The organism is Wohlfahrtiimonas sp. G9077, assembly GCF_002252155.1.
Taxonomy (GTDB): Bacteria; Pseudomonadota; Gammaproteobacteria; order Cardiobacteriales; family Wohlfahrtiimonadaceae; genus Wohlfahrtiimonas.
In genome coordinates this window covers 1-24,230 of record NZ_NEFD01000002.1, presented here as the reverse complement: position 1 = coordinate 24,230, position 24,230 = coordinate 1, and the positions used below count along the sequence as shown (strand labels likewise).

The 24,230-nt window shown below is 44.6% G+C and carries 21 protein-coding genes and 1 riboswitch; of the genes, 9 read left to right on the top strand and 12 right to left on the bottom strand.

The genetic code is table 11. The annotated features are described in order from the left end of the window. Position 1: 1 nt before the first annotated feature. The 6 genes from thiS to B9T20_RS03340 form a co-directional block, all read right to left on the bottom strand. Positions 2-208, bottom strand: coding sequence for a sulfur carrier protein ThiS (gene thiS / locus B9T20_RS03365; protein ID WP_094489829.1), 207 nt, complete (start codon positions 206-208; stop codon positions 2-4). After that, positions 198-830: a thiamine phosphate synthase gene (locus tag B9T20_RS03360; protein WP_094489828.1), complete on the bottom strand. Its 633-nt coding sequence runs from the start codon at positions 828-830 to the stop codon at positions 198-200. The genes thiS and B9T20_RS03360 overlap by 11 nt, the downstream gene beginning before the upstream one ends. A gap of 21 nt (positions 831-851) precedes the next feature. Then, positions 852-959: riboswitch (TPP riboswitch) on the bottom strand. A gap of 40 nt (positions 960-999) precedes the next feature. Then, on the bottom strand, positions 1,000-2,316 hold the full coding sequence (locus tag B9T20_RS03355) for a replication-associated recombination protein A (protein ID WP_094489827.1): 1,317 nt from the start codon (positions 2,314-2,316) through the stop codon (positions 1,000-1,002). Then, positions 2,303-2,920 (bottom strand): outer membrane lipoprotein chaperone LolA, encoded by a 618-nt coding sequence (lolA, locus tag B9T20_RS03350; RefSeq protein ID WP_094489826.1) that lies wholly within the window; start codon positions 2,918-2,920, stop codon positions 2,303-2,305. Before lolA ends, B9T20_RS03355 begins: the two co-directional genes overlap by 14 nt. 42 nt (positions 2,921-2,962) lie before the next feature. Next, on the bottom strand, positions 2,963-3,874 hold the full coding sequence (locus B9T20_RS03345; RefSeq protein WP_094489825.1) for a response regulator: 912 nt from the start codon (positions 3,872-3,874) through the stop codon (positions 2,963-2,965). 9 nt (positions 3,875-3,883) lie between these two features. Continuing rightward, positions 3,884-5,638: an ATP-binding protein gene (locus B9T20_RS03340; RefSeq protein WP_158520523.1), complete on the bottom strand. Its 1,755-nt coding sequence runs from the start codon at positions 5,636-5,638 to the stop codon at positions 3,884-3,886. 146 nt (positions 5,639-5,784) lie between these two features. Here B9T20_RS03340 and B9T20_RS03335 point away from each other — a divergent pair, with 146 nt between their 5' ends. Beyond that, positions 5,785-6,105, top strand: coding sequence for a DUF3870 domain-containing protein (locus B9T20_RS03335; RefSeq protein ID WP_094489823.1), 321 nt, complete (start codon positions 5,785-5,787; stop codon positions 6,103-6,105). Between the two features lie 276 nt (positions 6,106-6,381). Then, positions 6,382-7,299, top strand: coding sequence for a glutarate dioxygenase GlaH (glaH, locus tag B9T20_RS03330; protein WP_094489822.1), 918 nt, complete (start codon positions 6,382-6,384; stop codon positions 7,297-7,299). Between the two features lie 17 nt (positions 7,300-7,316). Here the strand turns inward: glaH and B9T20_RS03325 are convergent, their stop codons facing one another. Further along, on the bottom strand, positions 7,317-7,793 hold the full coding sequence (locus B9T20_RS03325; RefSeq protein WP_094489821.1) for a Cd(II)/Pb(II)-responsive transcriptional regulator: 477 nt from the start codon (positions 7,791-7,793) through the stop codon (positions 7,317-7,319). Positions 7,794-7,879: 86 nt separating this feature from the next. Between B9T20_RS03325 and B9T20_RS03320 the strand changes: the two genes are divergently transcribed. The 6 genes from B9T20_RS03320 to B9T20_RS03295 all read left to right on the top strand — a co-directional run bounded on the left by B9T20_RS03320 (position 7,880) and on the right by B9T20_RS03295 (position 16,738). Further along, on the top strand, positions 7,880-10,057 hold the full coding sequence (locus B9T20_RS03320; RefSeq protein ID WP_094489820.1) for a cation-translocating P-type ATPase: 2,178 nt from the start codon (positions 7,880-7,882) through the stop codon (positions 10,055-10,057). A 171-nt stretch (positions 10,058-10,228) separates the two neighbouring features. After that, on the top strand, positions 10,229-10,519 hold the full coding sequence (gene groES, locus B9T20_RS03315) for a co-chaperone GroES (protein WP_008316614.1): 291 nt from the start codon (positions 10,229-10,231) through the stop codon (positions 10,517-10,519). Positions 10,520-10,571: 52 nt separating this feature from the next. Then, positions 10,572-12,212 carry a chaperonin GroEL gene (gene groL, locus B9T20_RS03310; protein ID WP_018122872.1) on the top strand — a complete coding sequence of 547 codons (1,641 nt, stop codon included), beginning with the start codon at positions 10,572-10,574 and terminating at the stop codon, positions 12,210-12,212. 353 nt (positions 12,213-12,565) lie between these two features. Next, positions 12,566-13,924 (top strand): APC family permease, encoded by a 1,359-nt coding sequence (locus B9T20_RS03305; protein ID WP_094489819.1) that lies wholly within the window; start codon positions 12,566-12,568, stop codon positions 13,922-13,924. A gap of 105 nt (positions 13,925-14,029) precedes the next feature. Beyond that, the gene (gabT, locus tag B9T20_RS03300; protein WP_094489818.1) at positions 14,030-15,334 is read left to right on the top strand and encodes a 4-aminobutyrate--2-oxoglutarate transaminase; all 1,305 of its coding nucleotides are present in this window, start codon (positions 14,030-14,032) and stop codon (positions 15,332-15,334) included. A 15-nt stretch (positions 15,335-15,349) separates the two neighbouring features. Next, positions 15,350-16,738: an NAD-dependent succinate-semialdehyde dehydrogenase gene (locus tag B9T20_RS03295; protein WP_094489817.1), complete on the top strand. Its 1,389-nt coding sequence runs from the start codon at positions 15,350-15,352 to the stop codon at positions 16,736-16,738. A 175-nt stretch (positions 16,739-16,913) separates the two neighbouring features. Here B9T20_RS03295 and lhgO read toward each other — a convergent pair whose 3' ends face one another. Then, positions 16,914-18,128, bottom strand: a complete 1,215-nt coding sequence (gene lhgO / locus B9T20_RS03290) for an L-2-hydroxyglutarate oxidase (RefSeq protein WP_094489816.1) — start codon at positions 18,126-18,128, stop codon at positions 16,914-16,916. 32 nt (positions 18,129-18,160) lie between these two features. On the opposite strand from lhgO, the gene B9T20_RS03285 reads away from it, so the two are divergent. Then, the gene (locus tag B9T20_RS03285; RefSeq protein ID WP_094489815.1) at positions 18,161-18,871 is read left to right on the top strand and encodes a GntR family transcriptional regulator; all 711 of its coding nucleotides are present in this window, start codon (positions 18,161-18,163) and stop codon (positions 18,869-18,871) included. A 158-nt stretch (positions 18,872-19,029) separates the two neighbouring features. Here the strand turns inward: B9T20_RS03285 and yegQ are convergent, their stop codons facing one another. The 4 genes from yegQ to B9T20_RS03265 all read right to left on the bottom strand — a co-directional run bounded on the left by yegQ (position 19,030) and on the right by B9T20_RS03265 (position 23,949). After that, positions 19,030-20,457, bottom strand: coding sequence for a tRNA 5-hydroxyuridine modification protein YegQ (gene yegQ / locus B9T20_RS03280; protein ID WP_094489814.1), 1,428 nt, complete (start codon positions 20,455-20,457; stop codon positions 19,030-19,032). 121 nt (positions 20,458-20,578) lie between these two features. Further along, on the bottom strand, positions 20,579-21,763 hold the full coding sequence (locus tag B9T20_RS03275) for an ABC transporter permease (protein ID WP_094489813.1): 1,185 nt from the start codon (positions 21,761-21,763) through the stop codon (positions 20,579-20,581). Further along, positions 21,756-22,952, bottom strand: coding sequence for an ABC transporter permease (locus B9T20_RS03270; RefSeq protein ID WP_094489812.1), 1,197 nt, complete (start codon positions 22,950-22,952; stop codon positions 21,756-21,758). Before B9T20_RS03270 ends, B9T20_RS03275 begins: the two co-directional genes overlap by 8 nt. Positions 22,953-22,962: 10 nt before the next feature. Continuing rightward, positions 22,963-23,949: an HlyD family secretion protein gene (locus B9T20_RS03265; RefSeq protein ID WP_094489811.1), complete on the bottom strand. Its 987-nt coding sequence runs from the start codon at positions 23,947-23,949 to the stop codon at positions 22,963-22,965. Positions 23,950-24,230 lie beyond the last annotated feature (281 nt).

The window sequence follows — 24,230 nt, the reverse complement described above, 5'->3', positions numbered from 1 at the left end:
GTTAGCCTCCACCAACAAAATGGACAATCTCAAAGCAGTCATTTGCGCGGACTTTTTCTGTGGCATAGTCCTCTTTCATCACCACTTCGCGATTTTTTTCTATAATAAAATATTTACGATGTGCAATGTCCAATCGATCGATCAACTCAGCCACTGTTGTCACGTCCGCGGGCACTGTCATCACTTCACCATTCACACTAATTTCCACAGGTTCTCCTTGCGTCAATAATGGCCTGCTCTGCCAACAATTTGAGGGATTTTGCATGGGCGATGCTCTCTGCAATGGAACGCTCAAAAAAACCAGACATCACCGCAACGCCATCCACCATTGGTGCGATGCTTGCAATGTTTGTCTCATCAATGCCGCCAATGGCGATCAATGTGCCCGCGCGCTTTGCTTTTGCAATGGCGGTTAAGCCGTCCAAGCCAAGGGGCGGATCTGTTTTTAAGCGCGTTTGAAAAATGTGTCCAATGTATCCATATGCATACTCAGGCAATTGCGCCTGAATTTGTGCGCCATTGTGAAATGATCGCCCAAATTGCATCGTCGAAAATGCCGGTTTTAACACTGCTAGCGGCAAGCTAGATTCTGTTAAATGCACGCGCTCGATGCCCATTGCCAATGCAATGTCTGTGCGATCATTCAAAATGAGTTGATGGATGGGGGCATACTGTGCCACTTGCTCGATCAAAGCGGCAATCGCTTTTGGGGATCGAGATTTTTCGCGAATCTGTACATAATCCACATGTGGCAACAGTGCAACAATGTGTTCACTTAATTGCTCGATGGATTGTGATTGGTTCGCTGTCACAGCATGAATTTGAAACATATTTCTCCATTGCGGAGTTGTGCTGTGCCCAAATCACTTGCCTCCGCTAGTACTAACTAGATCAGGTCATAAGAGTCCCGAAGTTTACTTCAATCTCAGCTGTTCACAACAGCACCTCTAGTGGAATGGAGAAAGTATAGAGAATGCCAATTCAATTGGCAAATTTAGTTTATTCAGAGCGCGCCGATTGATCAAGCGCCGCTAAAAATGCCAATTTCTCTTGGATTTTTCGCTCTAAACCGCGATCTGTGGGTTGATACCATGTTTGATCAGGCAAATCATCGGGAAAATATTTCTCCCCCGCTGCATATGCATACGGCTCATTGTGCGCATAGCGATACGCTTTGCCATAATCCATATCCGCCATTAATTGTGTGGGTGCATTGCGTAAATGCAGCGGCACTTCGCGGGATTGATCTTGCCGAACAAAGGCACGCGCTTGATTAAAGGCATTGTACGCCGCATTTGATTTTGCAGCGCATGCTAAATACACAAGCGCCGTGCCAAGGGCAAGCTCCCCTTCTGGCGAACCTAAGCGCTCATATGTTGTGGCTGCATCATTGGCAATTTGCATCGCACGCGGATCGGCAATGCCGATGTCTTCCCAAGCAATGCGCACAATCCTGCGCGCTAAATATCGCGGATCTGCGCCGCCTTCTAACATGCGCATGAACCAATACAATGCGGCATCCGGATCAGAGCCACGCACAGATTTATGGAGCGCTGAAATCAAATCATAAAACTGATCCCCGCCTTTGTCCATCGCTTTTGGTTGCGCGGTGAGCACTTTACCCAAAAATTCTGTGGTCACCGTTTCGACGCCTTCAGATGATGCAATGTTAAGCACCTGTTCTAAACGATTGAGCAAACGGCGCGCATCGCCATCAGCATACGTTACCAATTGCAAAATGGCATCCTCTGCCAAGTGAATGCTCGGATAATGTTGCGTTAAAACGCGCTCCACCAATTGAGTTAACGCGGCCACATCAATCGGCTTTAAGGGATAAACCGTTGCGCGTGACAATAAAGCGCGATTGATCTCAAAAGAGGGATTTTCTGTGGTTGCGCCCACAAACACCACCAAGCCTGATTCAATGTAGGGCAGCAATGCATCTTGCTGACTTTTATTAAAACGATGAATTTCATCGATGAATAAAATGGTTTGCCTGCCCTGCAATTGATAATTTTTTGCTGTTTCAATGGCTTCGCGAATCTCTTTAACGCCTGAAAACACTGCAGATAACGCAATGAATTCACAATCATAAGCATTGGCCAATAAACGCGCCAAGGTGGTTTTCCCAACGCCCGGTGGCCCCCAAAAGATCATGGAATGGGGCTTTGTGGCATTGAGGGCTAAAGTCAGCGGCTTATCTTGCCCAATCAAATGGCGTTGGCCCACCACATCTTCTAAAGATTGCGGACGCAAGCGATCGGCTAATGGTGCAAAATCATCGCCTTGGGCGCTAAAAAGATCATTTTGTCTCATCGATCACATCCACGCCTTTGGGCACTTTTAATGTGAACACGTTCGGATTGATGTTCTGATTGATCACTACATCAGAGAGCGTCAAACTCAATGTGCCATTGGCTTGCTTTGCATACACATTACTAATGTTACCACGTTTAAATTCGATTTCAATGAATTCAACATCGCCCTTTTTCTTCGGCGTTAGGCGATATTTTTGCTCATTTTTCAAAGTTTTGATGGCAAATTGTGCATTTAAAGGTTGATCATTAAAGATCATGAACATCGGGGAATCTTGCTCAAAAATGGCCAGATTTTTAATCACCACCTGCTCTAAATCCACATCGTAATGCCAGAGCTTTTGACCATTACTGATGATCTTTTGCTCAAAAGGTGACGTGTAATTAAAGTAAAAACCTGCTGTGGCATCGCGGCCATTTTTTTTGCGAATTTGTAACACACCATCGGAGATCTCTTTATTTTTTTGTTGCGTCACCGTCTGTTCAAAATCCGCCTGCAACGTGGTCAAATCATTAAAATATTTCACCACAAAAGCTTCATTTGCCAAGCTTGGCACCACAAAAGATGCCGTTAAAATCGACCATAGACTCACTGTTTTTAACATACCGCCTCCTACAATTGAGGCTTCATTATACAGGGCAATGATTCATTTGGTAAAAAAGCGCTTCACGCCATTGAATAATCCTAACAACGAAGATTTGATGGGGCTTTGACGCATCACTTGCTGCGTGGTTAAAAGATTGGGCGTTGTTTGTAATTGATGAAACATCTCAATGGCGGAATTGACAAAAAATGCAATCTGCCGCGGGCGCGATGGCATCATCACATAACGATAAAGCTTGGCCTCATTGATGAGCAAAATAATGTCCTGATAATCGGCGTGTTTAACGAGCCCTATGCTCAATAACTCTGGCAATTCGCGCTTTAAATATTTCAACAGTTCAATGTCCGCTTCACTGGAAGATTGAAAATGTACAATGATGAGCTTAACGGGATATTGTTGTAACAACGCAATCACCGCTTCATTGGTATCGGCGAGTAAAGCGTGCGTGTGCTCTGGCAACTCAGTATGAATGTCAAAGCCTTGTTGATCCGTTAAGCTGCTTTTATAAATGACGTAAGAAGGCGTTTGAGGCTGTGCGTATGTTTTGAGTGGCACTTTTGTGGGCACAGTGGCCACCGCTTTTGAAACATTGACCGCATCGGCCACAATCTCAAGCACCTCTTGATTGCTCCAAGGCTTGGTTAAAAATCGATACACCTCGCTGTCATTGACAGTGCTGATGATGGCGCTCAAATCTGAAAATCCCGTCAATAAAATGCGCGTGGTGCGCGGCGAGATGATCTTGGCTTGGCTCAATAACTCAGTGCCAAGCATCTCTGGCATGCGCTGATCACTGATGATGACAGCAACTTTGCCGGTTTTTAAAATGTCGAGGGCTTCAAAGGGATCGGTTGTGGTGATCACATGATAACGAAGGCGCAGCAATGCTTTGAGGGCATTTAAAATCAGCGGTTCATCATCCACACACAACACAGTCATTTTAGACGTTAACATACGCGCTCCTTAAGATTGTGACTCAATCACAAATGGCAATAACAAGGTAAAAGTGGTGCCTTGGCCCACGGTGGATGTCACCTCAATGGTGCCACCATGTTCTTGCATGATTTTATGACTGATCGAGAGGCCAAGGCCGGTGCCTTGCCCCACTTTTTTGGTGGTGAAAAAAGGATTGAAAATTTGTTGCAAGGTGCTCTCTTCAATGCCTGAGCCATTGTCAGCAATGGTGATTTTGGCAAATGTTGCATCGGCACGCGCTACGGTGATTTCAATCAAACCATCATCATCGGTCGCTTGATTGGCATTGCCAATGATGTTCAGCAGCACCTGATTGATGTGCGATGGCATGCATTCGATGATGCAATCTTCCACAATCTTCACCGTGACATACTTGTTTTTAAGCTCATACTTCAACAGCATTAAGGTGCTTTCCACCGCATCTTTTAAGGATTGACGAGCAATGTGCCCGCGATCTAGCCGACTAAAATTGCGAAGGTTATGAATGAGCCCACTGATCTGTTCTATGCCTGTTAAACCATCGGCAATGAGCGATTCAATCTCGGATGTCATCTCACTGAATGGCACATCATCGATGCCTGCGGCCTGTAAATTTGTGGTGATCGCTTTGACCTCGTACACAATGTGCGCTTTACGTGCTGCCACATCATCGGCGTTTGGATCCTGAATCAATGTCATCACAGATTCCGCCAATGCCACAAGGCGCGGCACATGAAACGCCGTTAAGTTCGCCGCCGTCAGCTCCAATGCATTTTTAGTGTATGCAAGCGGCGTATTCACTTCATGGACAACGCCCGCCACCATCTGCCCAAGGGCGCTCATTTTCTCGTTTTGCACCAAGATCATTTCAGATTCCTGTAGATCATGCAGCGCCTTTTGCAAATCTTGCGTGCGTGCCATCACCCGTTGCTCTAACCGCACATAATTGATGAATAAGCGTATGGCCAACAGCGTCAAAATGCCAAGCAAAGCTGCGGCATAGATCATCAACTCTGTTTGATGACGCCCTTGAGCGGCCAATGCCGCACTGACCGAACGGCGCACTTCAGTTTTAATGGCATCAGCATTGGCGACAACAGGCAGCGCTGCCATGGATTGCAAGATATGATCAATGTCCGGACGCGTTTCCATCACAATGCCCACTTGCCCCAAAAAATCATACAAAATGTCTTGCGTTGCAAAGGGTAAATCTGTGGTGATCAACAGCGCTTCAATGATGCGCATTTGGGCACGAATCGATGCTTTTAAGGCATCTGTACTGTTGAGATTGTATTTGACGACAGTTGTAAACAGTCGCAAAAACAGCGCATCAAATTCAGAAGCGACAATGTCATCATTGGCAAGAATTTGCTCATACAATTGCGGTAAAGATTGCAAAGCCTCATCAAGGACAGGAATTTCTGCCTGAAACTGTTTGATCCATTCTTCTTTACGATCCATCGTATTTGCTAAGGTTGATAATGACTCATGAATCACCGGTTCATGGCTTAACTGATCAATCAACATGGCCATCTTTTTTTGGATCTGTAAAATGGTGGCTTCATCTGTGTCAATGCCGGCATTGATCTGCAAAATGGCAACATCTAACCGCGAAGACTCATGCACAATCGCATTGACGGTATCAATGATTTGCGCGCTCTGGCGCACATCGACTTTATGCGTGTTTAAATAAAAATAGATGAGCCCCATCACCGCTGCACTGATAAAAATCAAAGTGAGGGTCACCCGCATCATAATTTTCATGCACTCTCCACTAAAAATAGCTTTTTTGTTGCTCATCTTAATGGTCAATTGTGACACTGTGACGACAGTTGAGTGCTTGACAATCCCTGTAGAATGGCTTTTGATAGGCATTGATGCAGATTTGCATCAATGCGTATGGAGAGAATATGGGCGTCACAAAAACAGTTTTTATTGCAGGTTATGCGCGTTTGCCTCAAGGCATGGCCGCAAAACATATGTTTGAATCAATGACCATCACCGCAGAAATTGAGCCAAAATATGGCGTCATTTTAGCGGCCGATTGCACATTGATCACAGAGCTTGGTAAAAATTTCATTCGCCAACTGTTAAGGGGCTATAGCCTCAATGATGGCATCGAAGGCCTGATTGAAGCGGTGCACCAAAGCTATAAAGGCAAAGCAACAAGTGCCTTAATTGCAGCACTTCGAGATTTAGATCACCAATATCATTCAATGCACAAAGGATGATAAAAAATTTGCCTTTCCAAAAGTTGCATGCTACATTCTACAAAACTCAAGTTAGAAAAGAGAGCCTACAATCAACCTACAGGATTGACACCCTTTCTTTCACATGAGTCACGTTAATGAACTGCCCATCTGTTTGAGATCATCCCCCATGATGACGTAAGAGAACAGATGACACCAGTAATGCTTTTTGCGCTTTATTTTAGAGTGTAGAGGGTGTTGCTGGTTTTTTTTTGAAATTTTTTTATAACGATTCAAAGTTTGATCCCGGAGGATACCATGTCACAATTCATTCAAAAAAACGATCAATTTTCCATTGAAGAAAATGCCCAATCAAAACGCATTTTAAAAATCACTTTGTCTAAAACGGTGATTGAAGCATTTTTAAAAAAAATTAAAGATGAAGGCATCACGATTCAACATTTAGAATACACGCCTTATGAGCGCCAAGTGATCGCCGCGTATTTAGAAGAGATCGCTGGTCATAACTTTGGTGACATTTTGCGCAACATCATCAACGATCGTGCCACAGGCGGATTTACGATTGGCTTAGAAGGCGTTTCTGAATGCACAGATGAATATGTGATCTTCTCCACTGCAATTGCGCATTTAGTGGGCATCTCTAACTTTGACTCCATGACGGGCAAATACTATGCACGCTTTACGGTTAAAGATACAGACAGCAGCGACTCTTATTTACGCCAAGCGTATCGTTTATTCACCCTTCACACAGACGGCACATTTGTCAGCGAAGCCACAGATTGGTTGCTCATGATGAAAATGGTGGAAGAGAATGCCAAGGGCGGCGAAAGTCGTTTGTTACACTTAGATGATTGGGAAGAGTTGGAAAAATTCAGTTCAAACTCTTTAGGCCAACATAAATTCCAATACATTGCACCGCCTAGCAAAAACGTTCAAGAAATCGTGCATCGCCAATTGTTCTTCTTGAAAAACAATCGCCCATGCATCTGCTTCATTGATCAATTTGCCTATCCTGAAAGCATTGAAGAAGCCAAATTCTTAAAAGCCCTTTCTCAATCCATGGAAAGCGACAAACACGTCATTGAATTGGCATTGCCAGTGGGTAATTTAGTGGTATTGAACAATGAATTCTGGCTCCATGGCCGTGCACCTTTTGAAAAACATCCTGATTTAAATCGTGAGTTGCTCCGCCAACGTGGACGCTTCTATCACTAAGCTTTGCTGTCACTAAACTAATCCAAAACCTTGAGGAGCTTCGGCTCCTTTTTTTTATGCATGGTTGAATTTAAATGTGTTGTGCGCGGCACAATGGCCTCTAATTTAGCAATGTCTTCAATAATGGTGCAACGATCTGCGGCATGCACTCGCCGACAGCGCTGTTCAATCGCCGTTAAACGCGCCTTTAGATCCATTAATTCTTCAATGCGCGCTTCTAAATGCAACACATGTTGCTGAATGATGTAATTGATGGGGCTGCAATCCTTTGTGGAAGGCGAATTGACTTCATCTAACAATTGATGAATTTCCTCATGCGTCATGTCAAAGGCGCGACAGTTTTTGATAAAGGTTAAACGCTCAACATGAGATTGATCATATGAACGATAGTTATTGGCAAGGCGAGCCGGCATTGGCAATAATTTTTGTTTTTCATAATAGCGGATCGTTTCTGTGGATACGCCTGTCAATTCAGACAGTTGCCCGATCTTCATCTTAACCTCCTAAGGCTTGACCTTATAGTCGCTTTAAGGTGTCTACTATAACATATCCATCTGATTTTTCACTTCAAGGGGTTTTTATGAGCTCAAACCATTTAGAATCTTGCAGCGCATGTTCATGCGGTCATGATGCCGCGCCACAAGAAGCGCCCATCACCGACATTCCAAACGGCCATCATCGCGATGTCTTCATCATTGAAGCGATGGATTGCCCCACAGAAGAGGGGCTCATTCGTCGCCATTTTGCCAATGATCCGCTGATTGATCAGCTCTCCTTTAACCTGATTCAGCGCCAATTGACCGTGGTCCATCGAGCCACCACACAATACATCATCGATGCCATTGCAACGCTTGGCATGGAAGCAATCTCAGAAATGGCAACAGCCGCACCCACACCGCCCAAAAAAACCTTTACAGGATCATTCATCATTGCAGCGCTATCAGCGGCAGCGGCTGAAATTTTGAGCCTATTTGATGTGCATGTCATCATCGTTGCTTTCTTTGCGATCCTTGCCATTGTTTTGTGTGGTAAAGAGACTTACATCAAAGGTTGGATCGCCCTTAAAAATCGTCAGCTCAACATCAATGCACTCATGAGCGTTGCGGTCACTGGTGCCGTCTTGATTGGCGAGCTGCCTGAAGCTGCCATGGTGATGGTGCTCTTTAATCTCTCCGAAATGTTGGAAGCGCGCTCTTTAGATCGTGCACGCAATGCCATTGCCGGCCTGATGAGCCTTGCGCCCGATGAAGCCCTTGTCCTTGAGGGCAACCAATTCATCCTTCGCCCCATTGAATCCATTGCCAAAGGCAGCACCATTCGCGTCATGCCAGGGGCACGCATTGCGTTAGATGGCACCATCACTAAAGGCAGCTCAAGCATTGATGAATCTCCCATCACTGGCGAAAGCTTACCCATTGATAAAACAGTGGGCGATGCCATCTATGCTGGCAGCATCAACTTTGAACGTGAAATCGAGTTCATCACAACCACCACAGCAGAAAATTCCACACTCAGCAAGATTGCCCGCACGATTGAAGCGGCACAAAGTCAGCGCGCGCCTGTTGAACGCTTTGTGGATCAATTTGCCGCCATCTATACACCGATTGTCTTTGCCATTGCCATTTTGGTTGCACTGATCTCCCCGCTCTTTGGTGTGCCTATCATCCAAAGCATTTACAATGCATTGGTCATGCTCATCATCGCTTGCCCTTGCGCCCTTGTGATCTCTACGCCTGTTGCCATTGTCAGTGGATTGACGACCGCCGCGCGCCAAGGCATTCTCATTAAAGGTGGTCAATATTTAGAGGCAGCGCGGCACATTAAAGCTTTAGCCCTCGATAAAACAGGCACACTCACACAAGGGCAGCCCACAGTGACAGAAGTGATCCCATTGATCAATTCACCGTACCTTCCCAGCATTGCCGCCCATTTAGCGGCACGCTCTGATCATCCGATGTCAAAAGCAGTGGCTGCACACTATCAATCTGCATTGAATGCACCGCTGACCCTTCATGCGTTCACCGCCATTTTAGGCCAAGGCACTTGTGCAAGCATTGAGGGCGCACATTACTATCTTGGCAATCTTAAATTGATGCATGCCTATCACATTGATGTCAGCGGTGCCGATACACATTTAACCCGCTTAAATGATCACACAGGTTCCCTGCTCTTTTTGGCAGACGATGCCCGCGTTTTGGCAATTTTTGTGTTAGAAGATGCCATCAAGCCCACCACGCGCCAAGCCATTGATGCCCTTCATCACATGGGGCTATCTTTAACGATGCTCTCAGGCGATCGTGAGCGCACGGTGCAAAATGTTGCAGCAGCTTTGCATTTAGATGATGCACACGGTGAACAACTGCCAGAAGACAAACTGGCCTTCATTGATGATTTTCAGAAAAATCACGGGGCAATTGCCATGATTGGCGATGGCATCAATGATGCCCCAGCACTTGCTCAGGCAAACATTGGTTTTGCCATGGGCGGCATTGGCAGCGACACTGCAATTGAAACAGCGGATGTGGCCATCATGGATGATGATTTAATGAAAGTGCCAAATTTCTTTCACATTGCCAATCGAACCCTCAATATCATTCGTCAAAACATCGCCTTTGCCATTGTGGTCAAACTCTTTTTCTTCTTCCTTGCGCTCTTTGGCTTGGCGGAAATGTGGATGGCGGTGATTGCCGATGTGGGCACCACATTTTTGGTGGTGCTCAATGCATTGAGATTACTGAAAATAAAAGAAATTCAATAAATTATGATGCATCACACTTTTTTGTGTAAAAATTCATCACGGGGTCTTGAAATGATATTCAGGATCCCCATAGTTGAAGCTGCAAAGATTTTAGTGCGATTCATTTTCTAAGATATTGCATCTTTGCGAATCGAAATCGTATTGTTAATTTATTTTTTAGAGGGAATCATTATGAAATTACGTCCATTACACGATCGCGTAATCATCAAACGTGTTGAAGAAGAAACAACATCTGCGGGCGGTATCGTATTACCTGGTTCTGCCACTGAAAAACCTTCTCGCGGTAAAGTGATTGCTGTCGGTACAGGCAAAACTTTAGACAACGGCCAAGTTAAAGCGGTTGATGTTAAAGTTGGCGACGAAGTCTTATTCGGTAAATATTCCGGTTCTGAAGTCAAATTCGGTGATGAAGATTTCATCGTAATGCGCGAAGACGAAATCATGGCTGTGATTGAAGCATAATCAATCACCCTTCATTAATATTCAGAATTTTAACTTTTAGAGGTATTTAAGTATGTCAGCAAAAGAAGTACGTTTTGGCGATGATGCACGTTCACGTATGGTTAAAGGCGTTAACACATTAGCAAACGCTGTTAAAGTTACATTGGGCCCTAAAGGTCGCAACGTTGTTTTAGAAAAAAGCTTTGGCGCACCAACCATTACTAAAGATGGTGTATCTGTCGCAAAAGAGATCATCTTAGAAGACAAATTCGAAAACATGGGCGCACAAATGGTGAAAGAAGTTTCTTCTAAAACTTCTGACATCGCAGGTGACGGTACAACAACGGCAACTGTATTGGCTCAAGCCATCGTTCGTGAAGGTATGAAAGCTGTTTCTGCCGGCATGAATCCAATGGACATCAAACGTGGTATCGATAAAGCCGTTGCAGCTGCTGTGGCTGAACTCAAAAACATCTCTAAACCTTGTTCTGATGACAAATCCATTGCACAAGTGGGCACAATTTCTGCCAACTCTGATGAAGACATCGGCCGCATCATCGCAGACGCGATGGCTAAAGTGGGCAAAGAAGGCGTGATCACTGTTGAAGAAGGTTCAGGTTTAGAAAATGATTTAACAACAGTTGACGGTATGCAGTTTGACCGTGGTTACTTATCTCCTTACTTCATCAACAACCAACAATCAATGGCTGCTGAATTAGACAATCCATTGATTTTGTTGTGTGACAAAAAAATCTCTAACATCCGCGAAATGTTGGGCGTATTAGAAGCTGTGGCTAAAACAGGTCGTCCTTTATTGATCGTGGCTGAAGATGTTGAAGGCGAAGCCTTGGCAACATTGGTGATCAACAACATGCGCGGCATCGTAAAAGTTGCAGCGGTGAAAGCACCTGGCTTTGGTGATCGTCGTAAAGCAATGTTACAAGACATCGCAATCTTAACAGGTGGTACTGTGATTTCTGAAGAAATCGGCATGTCACTTGAAAAAGCATCTTTAGAAGATTTAGGCAGTGCAAAACGCGTTGTGGTTTCTAAAGAAGACACAACCATCATCGATGGCGCTGGCGCTGTTGATGCGATCAAAGCACGCGTTGATCAAATTCGCATCCAAATGGACGAAGCAACGTCTGATTATGATCGTGAAAAATTACAAGAGCGCGTTGCAAAACTCGCTGGCGGTGTTGCTGTGATCAAAGTTGGTGCAGCCACTGAAGTTGAAATGAAAGAGAAAAAAGCACGCGTAGAAGATGCATTACATGCAACACGCGCAGCGGTTGAAGAAGGCGTTGTCCCTGGCGGCGGTGTGGCTTTGGTTCGCGTATTGGCATCCATCAAAGATTTGAAAGGTGACAATGCAGAACAAGAAGCTGGTATCCGTGTTGCATTGCGCGCAATGGAAGAGCCATTACGTCAAATCGTGACCAATGCTGGCGAACCTGCTGATGTTGTATTAAATGCAGTGCGTGAAGGCCAAGGCGCATTTGGTTATAACGCTGCCACTGGTGAATATGGTGACATGGTTGAAATGGGTATCCTTGATCCAACTAAAGTGACACGTTCAGCATTGCAACACGCTGCATCTGTTTCTTCTTTAATCATCACCACTGAATGCATGGTTGCTGAGATTCCTAAAGCAGAACCAGCAATGCCTGACATGGGCGGCATGGGTGGAATGGGCGGCATGGGCATGATGTAATTCATCCCAACAACGCTTAAACGCAAAGCCTTGGCCAATCGGCCAAGGTTTTTTTATGGCCTGAATAAATTACAAAAATCATACACAGTACAAAATTTTATGCCCCATCTGCGGCCGAAAAATGGCCTTTCCTTCAAAAAATTAACCACAATAAAGTAGTCAATTTGTTGCAAATTCATTTTACTTATGTATAAATATGGTGAGCTATGTTGCATGCAACATGTTAGCTATTCATAGAAATGGCTTCATATAACACAGAACAACCTAATCACCACTTTGTAGCAAACGCCGCAATGAATTTGCCAATGACTACAAACCGTATAGGAGGAATTATGAATAAAAAGATATCATCGATGGATGTACTGTTTTTAGCAATGGGGGCAATGCTTGGCTGGGGCTGGGTCATTCTCTCCGGCGAATGGGTGGCAACCGCAGGCTTCTTAGGCGCAACGATTGCCTTTGCCGGCGGTGGATTGTTGATTATTCTCATTGGTTTAACCTATGCGGAATTAGCCACAGCCATTCCGGAAACAGGCGGCGGCGTTGCCTTTGTACAACGCGCTTATAACACGCCTTTGGCATTCTTAGCTGGTTGGTCTGTATTGTTTGGCTATATGTCTGTAATCGCGTTTGAGGCTGTTGCATTGCCAACGGTCATTGACTACATCTCTCCACTTCAACATCAAGTGCATTTATGGAATGTGGCGGGTTCTGATGTTTATTTAACTTGGGCATTGATTGGTTCCGTGGGCGCACTTTTCTTGGGTGCCTTGAACTATCGCGGCATTCGTTCTGCCACCATTTTCCAAACTGTTTTCACCATCGCCATTGTGAGCGTTGGCATTTTATTGATCTTCGGCGCCGGTTACTATGGCGACAGCGAAAACTTAAAACCTTATTTCAGCGGTGGCTTTGATGGCATGATGCAAGTGCTCATCATGGTGCCCTTTATGTTCGTGGGCTTTGACGTGATTCCACAAATCGCATCTGAAGTAAAAGCCACAAAATCCATCGGTAAAATGCTCGTCATCTCCATTTTATCTGCCCTACTCTTTTATGTATTGATCATCTATGGCGTATCGATTGGTTTACCGCACTCAGAATTATTGACCTCAAAATTGGCCACAGCTGATGCCATGACCAACTTATTTGACAGCAAAATCTTAGGCCAAGTATTGGTTGTGGGCGGGATTGCTGGGATCATCACAAGCTGGAACGCTTTTGTGATTGGTGGCAGCCGCATCATGTATGCAATGGCAATCCGCGGCATGTTGCCAGCATGGTTTGCCAAATTGCATCCAAAATATCAAACCCCATCCAATGCCATCATTTTCTTAACAGCATTGGCATTCTTAGCGCCATTATTGGGTCGCCAAGCGTTGAACTGGTTAGTAAATGCCGGCAGCATCGGCGTTGTATTGGGTTACCTCATTGTCACATTGGCCTTCTTACAACTTCGCAAAATTGAGCCGGATTTAGAGCGCCCATATGCTGTGAAATGGCCAAAAACCATTGGTTGGTTGGCAGTATTGTTCAGCATCGGCTTCTTATCACTCTATTTACCAGGCATGCCAGCAGAATTGAGCTTCCCAATTGAATGGAGCTTAGTGTTTGGCTGGTACTTCATCGGTGCTTACTTCTTGTTCATGCACAAAAGCAAAAGCCCAGTGAAGACATTTGAGTTAAACAATGCTAGCTTAGAAACAAAATAATTTTAAATGCCCATCGCCAAATTTAAATGAGCGATGGGCAAACGGCGATAATACAAACGTATTACGAATCATCAAAATAATAGTCACTGAAAAAGAGGAATTGACATGTCATACACTACTGAACAACTTCAAGCAATGCGTCAAAAATATGTGGCGCGTGGCGTAGGTAACGGTAACTTAAACATTGCAACAAAAGCTGTGAACGCAACAATCACCACAGAGAAAGGTGAAGAGTTCATCGACTTTGCAGGCGCCATTGGCGTGATGAACGTGGGTCATAGCCACCCGAAAGTGGTTGCAGCCATCAAAGCACAATTAGACAACTTCACGCATCCTGGCTTTAACGTCATCATGTATGAAAGCTATTTACAAGTGTGTAAGCGTTTGTGTGAAATCACCGATGGTGATCATGAGAAAAAAGCCATCTTATTCAACACAGGGGCAGAAGCTGTTGAAAATGCCGTTAAAATCGCGCGTAAATTCACAGGTCGCCCAGGCGTTGTCTCTTTCTACCGCGCATTCCACGGCCGCACCAACTTAACGATGGGCATGACGAGTAAAGTTAAACCTTATAAAGTGGGTTTTGGTCCATTTGCCTCAGACATCTATCAAGCGCCGTATCCATATGCTTATCAGCGCCCTGCACACATGACAGAAGATGAATACATCGATTACACCATTGGCCGTTTTGATGAGTTCTTTAAAGCAACTGCAGCACCTGAAACCATTGCTTGTTTAGTGATGGAACCTGTTCAAGGTGAAGGCGGTTTCATTGTGCCACCACAACGCTTTGTTGAGCACGTGTATAACTTCTGTCAAAAATATGGCATCGTGTTTGTGGCCGATGAAATCCAAGCCGGTTTCTCTCGCACGGGTAAACTCTTTGCCATGGAACACTTTGGCATCGTACCTGATTTGATGACCACATCTAAATCCTTAGCCGCTGGTGTGCCTTTAAGTGCAGTGGTTGGCCGTGCAGAAATCGTCAATGCACCAAGCCCTGGTGAATTGGGTGGTACATTCTCAGGCAGCCCATTGGCATGTGCGGCAGCCCTTGCTGTGATGGATGTTGTGGAAGAAGAAAACCTCAACGAAAAAGCAGAAATCATGGGCGCAAAATTAGAAGCTTATTTAACAGAACAACAAAAACAGTATCCATTCATCGGTGACATTCGTCGTTTAGGTGCCATGGTTGCTGCTGAAATTGTCAAAGATCCTGCCACACGTGAACCAGATGCTGCCAGAACTTCTGCCATCACAGATTATGCAAACAGCCACGGTTTACTCCTGATTTCTGCTGGCATCAATAGCAACGTTGTGCGTTTCTTAGCGCCATTAACCATCACAGATGAAGAGTTAAACAAAGGTTTGGCCATTTTAAGTGATGCATTAAGCGCTGCAAATCAATAAAAAGGATCGGGATCAATGAGTGAATTAAAAGTATTTAACCCGGCAACGGGTGATCTATTGGCCACTTTAGCGATGGATGCCACAGATGCCATTGAAGCGAAATTAAAAGCAGGACATGCCGCCTTTCAAACATGGAAAAACACCTCTGTGTATGAGCGTGCTGCCCTGTTAAATCGCTGGGCGGAATTGATTTTAGCCCATCAAGATGAAGTGGCAAAAATCATGACGGAAGAAAATGGTAAACCGTTGCGTGAATCCATTGGTGAATTGATCAATGCCGTCAGCTACTTAACGTGGTATGCAGAAGAAGCCAAACGCATTTATGGTCGCACCATTCCAGCTTCCACCACCAATAAACGTTTATTGGTGACGCGCCAAGCCATTGGCCAAGTGGCAGCCATTACGCCGTGGAACTTCCCTGCGGCCATGATGACGCGTAAAGCAGGTCCTGCGCTCGCAGCAGGCTGCACCTTCATCGTTAAACCCGCTGAAGATACGCCATTGACCATGATCCGTTTGGTGGAACTTGCGCACGAAGCAGGCTTCCCTCAAGATGTTGTACAATGTGTGATTGGCGCAGGCTCCGCAGTGGGTCCTGTATTTACAGCAAGCCCCTATGTGCGCAAAATCACCTTCACAGGTTCAACGCCTGTTGGTAAGCGCCTCATCAGTGAAAGCGCCGCCACCGTCAAACACATGTCAATGGAGTTAGGCGGTCATGCGCCTTTCATCGTGTGTGAAGATGCTGACATTGATTTTGTGATCACTCAAGCGATTGCCTCTAAATTCCGTAATGCCGGACAAACATGCATTTGCGCCAACCGTTTCATCGTGCACGAAGCTGTGATTGCTGAATTTACAGAAAAATTCACAGCGGCTGCCAAAGCGCTGAAAGTGGGCAATGGCATGGATGCCACAACCGATGTTGGGCCTTTGATCAATAAAAAAGGTTATGACAAGGTGATCGAACAAATCAATGATGCCAAAGCAAAAGGGGCAACTGTGCTCGCCGGTGGCGAAGGTTTGGCCGATGAAGCAAAAGGCACATACTTTGTGACGCCAACGGTACTTGGCAACGTTACCCTTGAGATGGACATCATGTCTGAAGAAACCTTTGGCCCTGTTGCACCAATCATCGCTTACAATGATTTAGATGAAGCCATTAAGATTGCCAATGGCACGCCGTTTGGCTTAGCGGCTTACTTCTTTACTGACAATTATAAGCGCGGTATCTATCTACAAGATCATTTAGATTTTGGTATTGTGGGTTGGAATGATGGTTTACCAACATTGGCACAAGTGCCATTTGGTGGCTTTAAAGAGAGCGGCCTTGGTCGTGAGGGCGGCATTGAAGGGATTGAACCTTATTTAGAGACCAAATATCTCTCCATTGGTCAGCTATAATTGAGGATCACGATAAAAGAGCGGCTCTGCCGCTCTTTTTTTATGGACGCTGAATGAATGATACAAAAAGCACGCAAAAAAAAGCTGAATGAGGATTGTATTGTGCCAACCCTGCATTCAGCAACACGACGACTATGGATTCTTGTATAACCTTAATGTAATGCTATAAAATTGATTAAGCTTGTGGCTGCGGCATCACTTCGCGCACGATGTATTCAGCAATCGCCATTGATGATGTTGCACCCGGTGATGGTGCATTGCGAATGTGCGTAATGTTGCCCTCTTTACGCACCACAAAGTCATCCACTAAGCTGCCATCTTTGTTCATGGCTTGGGCTCGAATGCCGCGCGTAGCCGGTTGCACCGTCATTTTAGAAAGGGATGGCACATATTTTGTGGCTTCATCAATAAAACTTTGTTTACTGAGCACAGTTTTAGATTCACGCACCGCCGCAGGTAAATTGCGAAGGGAAAATTTCCAAAAACCTGGGTAAGTTAAATAATCAAAAATGTCTTTGGCATTGAAGTTTTTACCGGTGTAATTTTCGCGGCCAAAGGATAAAAACGCGTTCGGGCCAATCGTCATTTTGCCATCGATGCGCTTGGTGAAATGTACGCCCAAAAATGGGTATTTAGGATCTGGCACTGGATAAATGAGGCCTTTCACATCATGCGTGAACTCATCATCTAACACAAAGTATTGCCCAAAGAAGGGCACAATTTTAGGCGATGCCTCATCCCCTGAATTGATCGCTAAACGATCCGACTGTAAACCTGAACAGCTCACCGCATAATCAAAGGTTTCTTCATAAGCTTTACCGTCTTTTAAAATGACGCGAATGCCGCCTGCTTCATTTTTAAGGGCTTCCACTTCTGAACTTAAATGAATGGTGCCACCTAATGATTCAATCTCTTCGGCGATTTTTTTGGCAATCGCTTCATAGCTCACAATGGCAGTTGTTGGGGAATGCAGCGCTGCCACGCCAATGCAATTGGGTTCCACTTCTTTAATTTCATCGCCATAGAGCATGCGCACATCCGGCACTTCATTGTCTAACGCAATTTTGTATAAACGCTGTAAACGCTCTTCTTCAACGGCATTGAGGGCAACCACAACTTTGCCGCATTCATCGTAAGGTAAATTGTGTGTTTGACAGTATTCGCGAATTAAATGCACACCGCGACGGCATAATCTTGCCTTCAAACTGCCCTTTGCATAGTATAATCCTGCGTGTACCACACCGGAATTATGGCTGGTTTGATGCTGAGCCACGCTCGCTTCTTTTTCAAACAGTGTCACTTTGGCATCCGGATGATCGAGCAATAATTGTCTTGCAACGGCCAATCCATTAATTCCCCCCCCAATTACTGTATACTTGACAACAGACACATCAATCTCCTTTTTACTATGCGTTATACAACATGAAAAAACTAAAAAAAATAGAGAATCTTTCTGACCAAGCATTTGATCTTCTTCGTGACGCCATTCTCAATGGCGTTCTTGAGCCCGGAAAACTGTATTCAGCAACAGAAATTGGAGAATGGATTGGCGCCTCTCGAACCCCTGTGCGTGAAGCTGCACAACAATTGGCCGCCATTGGCCTTGTGCGCATTGAACGCAATCGTGGGATTCGCATTTTGCCAACCTCACTTCAAGAGCTCATTGAATCTTTCCAGATCCGTTTGATGCTTGAAGTGCCCCTCATTCGTAAAGCTGCTTTATCACGCACAGATGAAGATCTTAAACAGATCGTCGCCGCGTATGATAATTTCGCCGCTGCTGCTCAAAAAGATGATGCCAAAGAAACATTGAAAGCAGATAAGGATTATCACTCTGCCTTATTAGAAGCTGCGCACATTGATCGTGCTTTAATGATTATTGAAAATACTCGCAACTCTGTTCTTTTGACTGGCCCTAGCACCATTCCTCATTCTCGCACGTGTATGGAAGCATTCGCTGATCATGAAGAGATTCATCAAGCCATCTTAAAGCAAGATGCCGATGCCGCAGAACGGGCGATGAAACGTCACATTATCAACACCGCTAATATGTTAATCACACAAGAAGCGAAAAAGAGAGATGATTGGTTAGATCCTGATCTTTTGAGTCAGTTTTCATGGATTCATAAATAAGTCATTTAACCGCCCATGCTTTCTCTTCAATAATTTATAGCATAGTGATATGTTGCATGCAACACTTTAGCTACAAATTCGATACATTATTGCGTCAGATACAAAAAAACCTTGGTTTTCACCAAGGTTTTTCATTGTTGTCTCATCAATCAGATGAATTATTCATACAAATAACGGGCAATCATCGTCATGTCATCCACTGGCCCAATGTTCACATGCACAATGTAACCTGAACCTTTGGCCACTTCGATCACTTCGCCTTTATCATTTTTCATCTCACCGATCACCACTTCACGGTTGCCATGCTGATTGATGATCTCAACGCGATCGCCTGTACCAAATTTGTTCTTCGCTTCTAACACAGCAATGCCTGTTTCAGGATCATAGGATTTCACTTCTGCCACATATTGCTGACGAGAGTGAATGCTGTTGCCCGTTAAATAGTTTTGGTAAGCATGCGGCATATGGCGTTGCAAGAAACCTTCCGTGTAACCACGGTTCGCTAAGCCATCTAGTTTGCCATACAATTCTGGATTAAATTCACGGCCTGCGATCGCATCGTTAATGGCTTGGCGATACAATTGCGCTGTACGTGCCACATAATAATGCGATTTGGTGCGACCTTCGATTTTCAAAGAGTCCACGCCGATTTCAATCAAACGCTGTACATGATGAATCGCGCGTAAATCACGGGAGTTCATGATGTAAGTGCCATTTTCATCTTCACTGATCTCCATCCATTCGCCTTTGCGCTGATTGTTCTCTTGAATGAGATAAGAGCGATCCGCTTCTGGATGTGGATTGTAACCTTCCGGCGCATCAAACGCAGAGCGGTTCAATTCATCTTGAAGATATTTCATTGGATCATCAGTTTTTGGTTGCACATGGCCACTGGCGGATGTGTAAATGTTCACCAAATCTGCATTTTTTGGGATGAGTTCACCTTCAGGTGTTTCTTTGGCATCCGTTAAACCATAGTTCCAACGACATGCATTTGTACACGTGCCTTGGTTCGCATCACGGTGATTAAAGTAACCGGATAATAAGCAGCGGCCAGAATAGGCAATGCACAATGCACCATGCACAAACACTTCTAATTCCATGTCTGGGCACTCTTGACGGATTTCATGAATCTCATTTAAAGAGAGCTCACGAGACAAAATCACGCGCGTTAAACCCTGTTTTTGCCAAAATTTAACCGTTGCGCTGTTCACAGCATTCGATTGTACAGACAAATGAATGTCCATGTCAGGCCAGCGTTCACGCACCATCATGATTAAACCTGGATCCGCCATGATCAAAGCATCGGGACCTAAATCAATGATGGGTGCTAAATCATCCACGAAGGTTTTGAGTTTTGCGCCATGCGGCATTGTATTTAACGCCACAAACAATTTTTTGCCATGTTCATGGGCATAATCAATCCCCATTTTCATGCGTTCTTCATTTTTAAAGTCATTGTTGCGCACACGCAAGCTGTAACGTGGTAAACCTGCATATACAGCATCTGCGCCAAAGGCAAAGGCGTAACGTAAATTCTCAAAGGTGCCCGCAGGCGCTAATAATTCAACTTGTCTTTGTGTCATTTGTCTCATCCTTACAGGGGATCACGGCTTATAGCCAAAGGGCAAATATTATACCTGAAAAAATAAAAAACGCTCTTTGTCGATGGCAAAGAGCGCGATATTTTCTTAATTTTTGACAAAATTATGCCGATGGCTGCGCTTTTAACTTCAAAACATAACGATAAAAGACGCCATATGCCAATAAACCATAAATCACAATCAAAATGGCCAAATTCATGAGCTGAAATTCCACCTCTTTTAGGGAAGCGCCCATTTGATTCATATGTACCAACCCTTCAATTGCAGAGGTTGAAGGTAAAATGCGTGCGATGCCCAAAAAGAGATCCGGCATTAAATATTGTGGCCAAGAAATTCCAGAAAAGAAGAAGAAAATCATACTAAATGGCAACATCAATAAGAAAACATTGTCCATTTTCTTAAAAATACTCGACATGGCAAGCGCTAAGAAAATGATGGCACTTAAGAAAAACATGCCAAAAATCGCCAATGAGAGAATGTCACTTAAACGCGGCAATTGATACCAATATGGCGCAAAGAGCATAAAGATCCAATAACCAAAATAAGCGTAAAATAGATACGCTAAATAGCGGCCGGCCAGCGCTGCAAATGCCAATTGTGCCGTAGAGCGATCAGGCGTTGCAAGCCATGTCAGATCAAACTCCGAACGGCGGCTTAAAATACATGCCAACATAATCCCAATCCACATGCTTTGATTCAAAATCAATACATACGCCGGCGGAATGATGTAAGTGGCATAACCTGATTGCGGGTTAAACAGATCCACCGTCACAGGATTAAAAGGTGCGCTGTTGCCTTGGGCAATGGCAGGATCAACGCCCATGGCAATTTGCTTATCCACGAGAATCTTTTTATTCGTTGCCATCACTACAGAAGACACAGCATTGGCTGCGCCATTGTAGATCATCACATAACTGGCATCCCCATAAAATACGACGGCATCTCTACGGCCTTTGAGAATGTTTTGCTCAAACTCAAATGGAATCACCACAATCCCATAAATTTTACGTTGTTTCAGAAGCTCTTTTGCCTCGCCTAAATTTTCCACATGATCCACAATTTTTAATGAATCGGTGGCATCTAACATGCGCAGCAATTCACGGCTCATGGTGGTTTTGTTCTGATCCATCACTGCAATGGGCACATCGCGCACCTCTTCATTGTTGTAAGGCAATGGATAGAAGAAAAAATAGGTCACCAAGCCAATGATCAAAACAGAGGAAACCTCTTTGACGCGCAGCAATCGCTTGAGCTCATTGATCATCACGGCAAATATCAACTTAAGCATGTTTTGCCTCCGCTTTTTTCAGTAATGCCACACGCAGCACAATCAAACCATAAGCCACGATGCCAATCAGCATCATCGCAATGATGGATTTAAGAGAAGTGAGCAAACCTGCATCACGCAATGTTTGATCTAAGCGCGCCTCAATGTACCAAGTGATTGGCAGAATTGAGCCCCAAATTTGGGCAAATAAATCCATCGACATGCGTGGATAAAATAACCCTGTAAACCCGAAGGCTGGGGACGCAAAAATACTCACCGAACCATAGTTTAAAGAGCGCTGTGGCAACCATAAAGTCAGCACAATGGCACACAAAGATGCGCTGGTGATGAAAGTAAAGGATGCCAAAATCTCCCACAACAAAGAACCACGAAGAGGCAATTGAAAAAAGAACATCAACCCTATGTCGAGCGTGAACAGCGACATCAAAAAGATCAAGGTATACGGCGCAATCTTATTGACCACAAACTGAAATACGCTATTGTTGTTCATGCGTAAAATGCCAAGTACACCGAGCTGCCCATATTTATCTTGCACCGTGGTATAAGCAATGGAGAGCATCACAATGATCTGTAAGATCGTCGGCACGATGCCATTGACTAAGGTATACACATAGTTGAGCGTGGGGTTAAAAACAGGGTGCATGTCTGCGGCAACAGGTGATAATTCCTTCATCGCCAATTGTGCAGTCACCCCTTGCGTCGTCAAGCGCTCAGCCTGCATTGCCATTAAACTTGAGCCAAATGCTTGTGTGAATCCTACCTTCAATACATTGCCAAGTGCCATATATTGCAGATTCGAAAAGCCCGTAATCTCTGGCTGAAGGTTGCCGAGCATGCGTTTTTCAAAATCATTCGGGATCAATAAAATCCCAAAAATATCGCCTTTAAGAAGTGCCGTTTTTGCATCGCTTAAATTGTCATTGCGCATCGCAACCGAAATCGATGGAGATGCTGACACATGTTGAATGAGACTGCGTGAGGTTGATGTATTGTCAAGATCCACCACCGTAATGGGCACCCGATTAATGACCTCGGCATTGAACATGTACATCATGCCAAAAATGACAATCAGCGGATAAAGAAACACAGAGGCAAACAGCGGTTTTGATCGGCCAATGATCTTCCACTCTCGCCAAAAGCCAAAGAAAAAGCTGTTTTGCGCCTGTGTTTTAGTGATTGGAGTTTTCATAATGACCGCCCTATTGAGCTTTGCGTGTGTTCCACTTCGCAATCACACTCATACCCGGGCGCAATGCCTCGATATTTTTAATGGGTTTGGCACGCACTTCAAACGTACGTAAATCAAATTCACCAGTGGCTTTGGTCGCACGCCAGTTGGCATATTGCCCTAAAGCATTCAATGCCGTGATTTTCACTTCCACTGTCTCTTTGAGGGCAGGAATTTCCACCTCAAACACATCACCAATTTTCGCAGCGCGTAAAAAATCTTCACGAATGTTAAACGTCACCCACATGTCTGTTAAATCAATCAATGAATACAGCGGCGTACCCGGATTGTATAACTGCCCCACTTCTGCCACTTTAGCTGTCACTTGACCATTGGCGGTGGCTTTAACAATTAACGTATCCACATCTGTATTGACTTGATTCAAAGCTGCTTTTGCTTGCGCCACTTGTGCATCCGCTAAATGCTTCGTTTCAATGCTCGCGCCATTTTCTGCCAATTGCAAGCTGGCTTCAGCGGCCAATTTATCTTTCAATGCCACTTCATAAGAGGTTTTGGCTTCATCAAACACTTGTTGAGAGACACCGCCCTTTTGAATGGCTTTTTGTACGCGGTCAAAACTCTGTTTTGCCAATGTCACGCCATCTTCAGCAGAAGCAAGTAATGCTTTTTGGATTTCAATTTGTTCAGGACGCGTACTGTAGGCCACATCACGATTCGCTTTGGCCACATTATATTGTGCTTCGGCTGTAATTTGCTGGGCAATCATTGCAGGATTTTCTAAAATGACGAGCGTATCGCCTTCTTTAACATTATCCCCAAGATCATAAAAAACCTCTTTCGCACGCCCTTGTACACGCACGGAGATGTCCACACGATTCGCCTCAACCTCACCTTGAAGCACAAACTCTTTTTGTTGTGTGGCCACTAAATATAGCACCACAATGAGGGCAATAAACAGTGCACCTAAGCCCAATAATGTACGCGTCATTTTCTGCATAGTATTTTCCTAAAGTTATATTTAATCGTTTGATTTAGTTATTATAGTATAGCCGAACAAGTTATCGACTGATATTTATTAACTTCAAGGCAATTGCACTGCATTGCAGCATGCATCCGGTGAATGCATTGGATGATGGTTATTTTTTTTAGACAAATGAAAAAGCCCTCTTCGCTTGAAGAGGGCTATTCATGTTAGGCCCTGGAGATGACCTACTTTCACATGGGGAGGCCCCACACTATCATCGGCGCAGCTACGTTTCACTTCTGAGTTCGGAATGG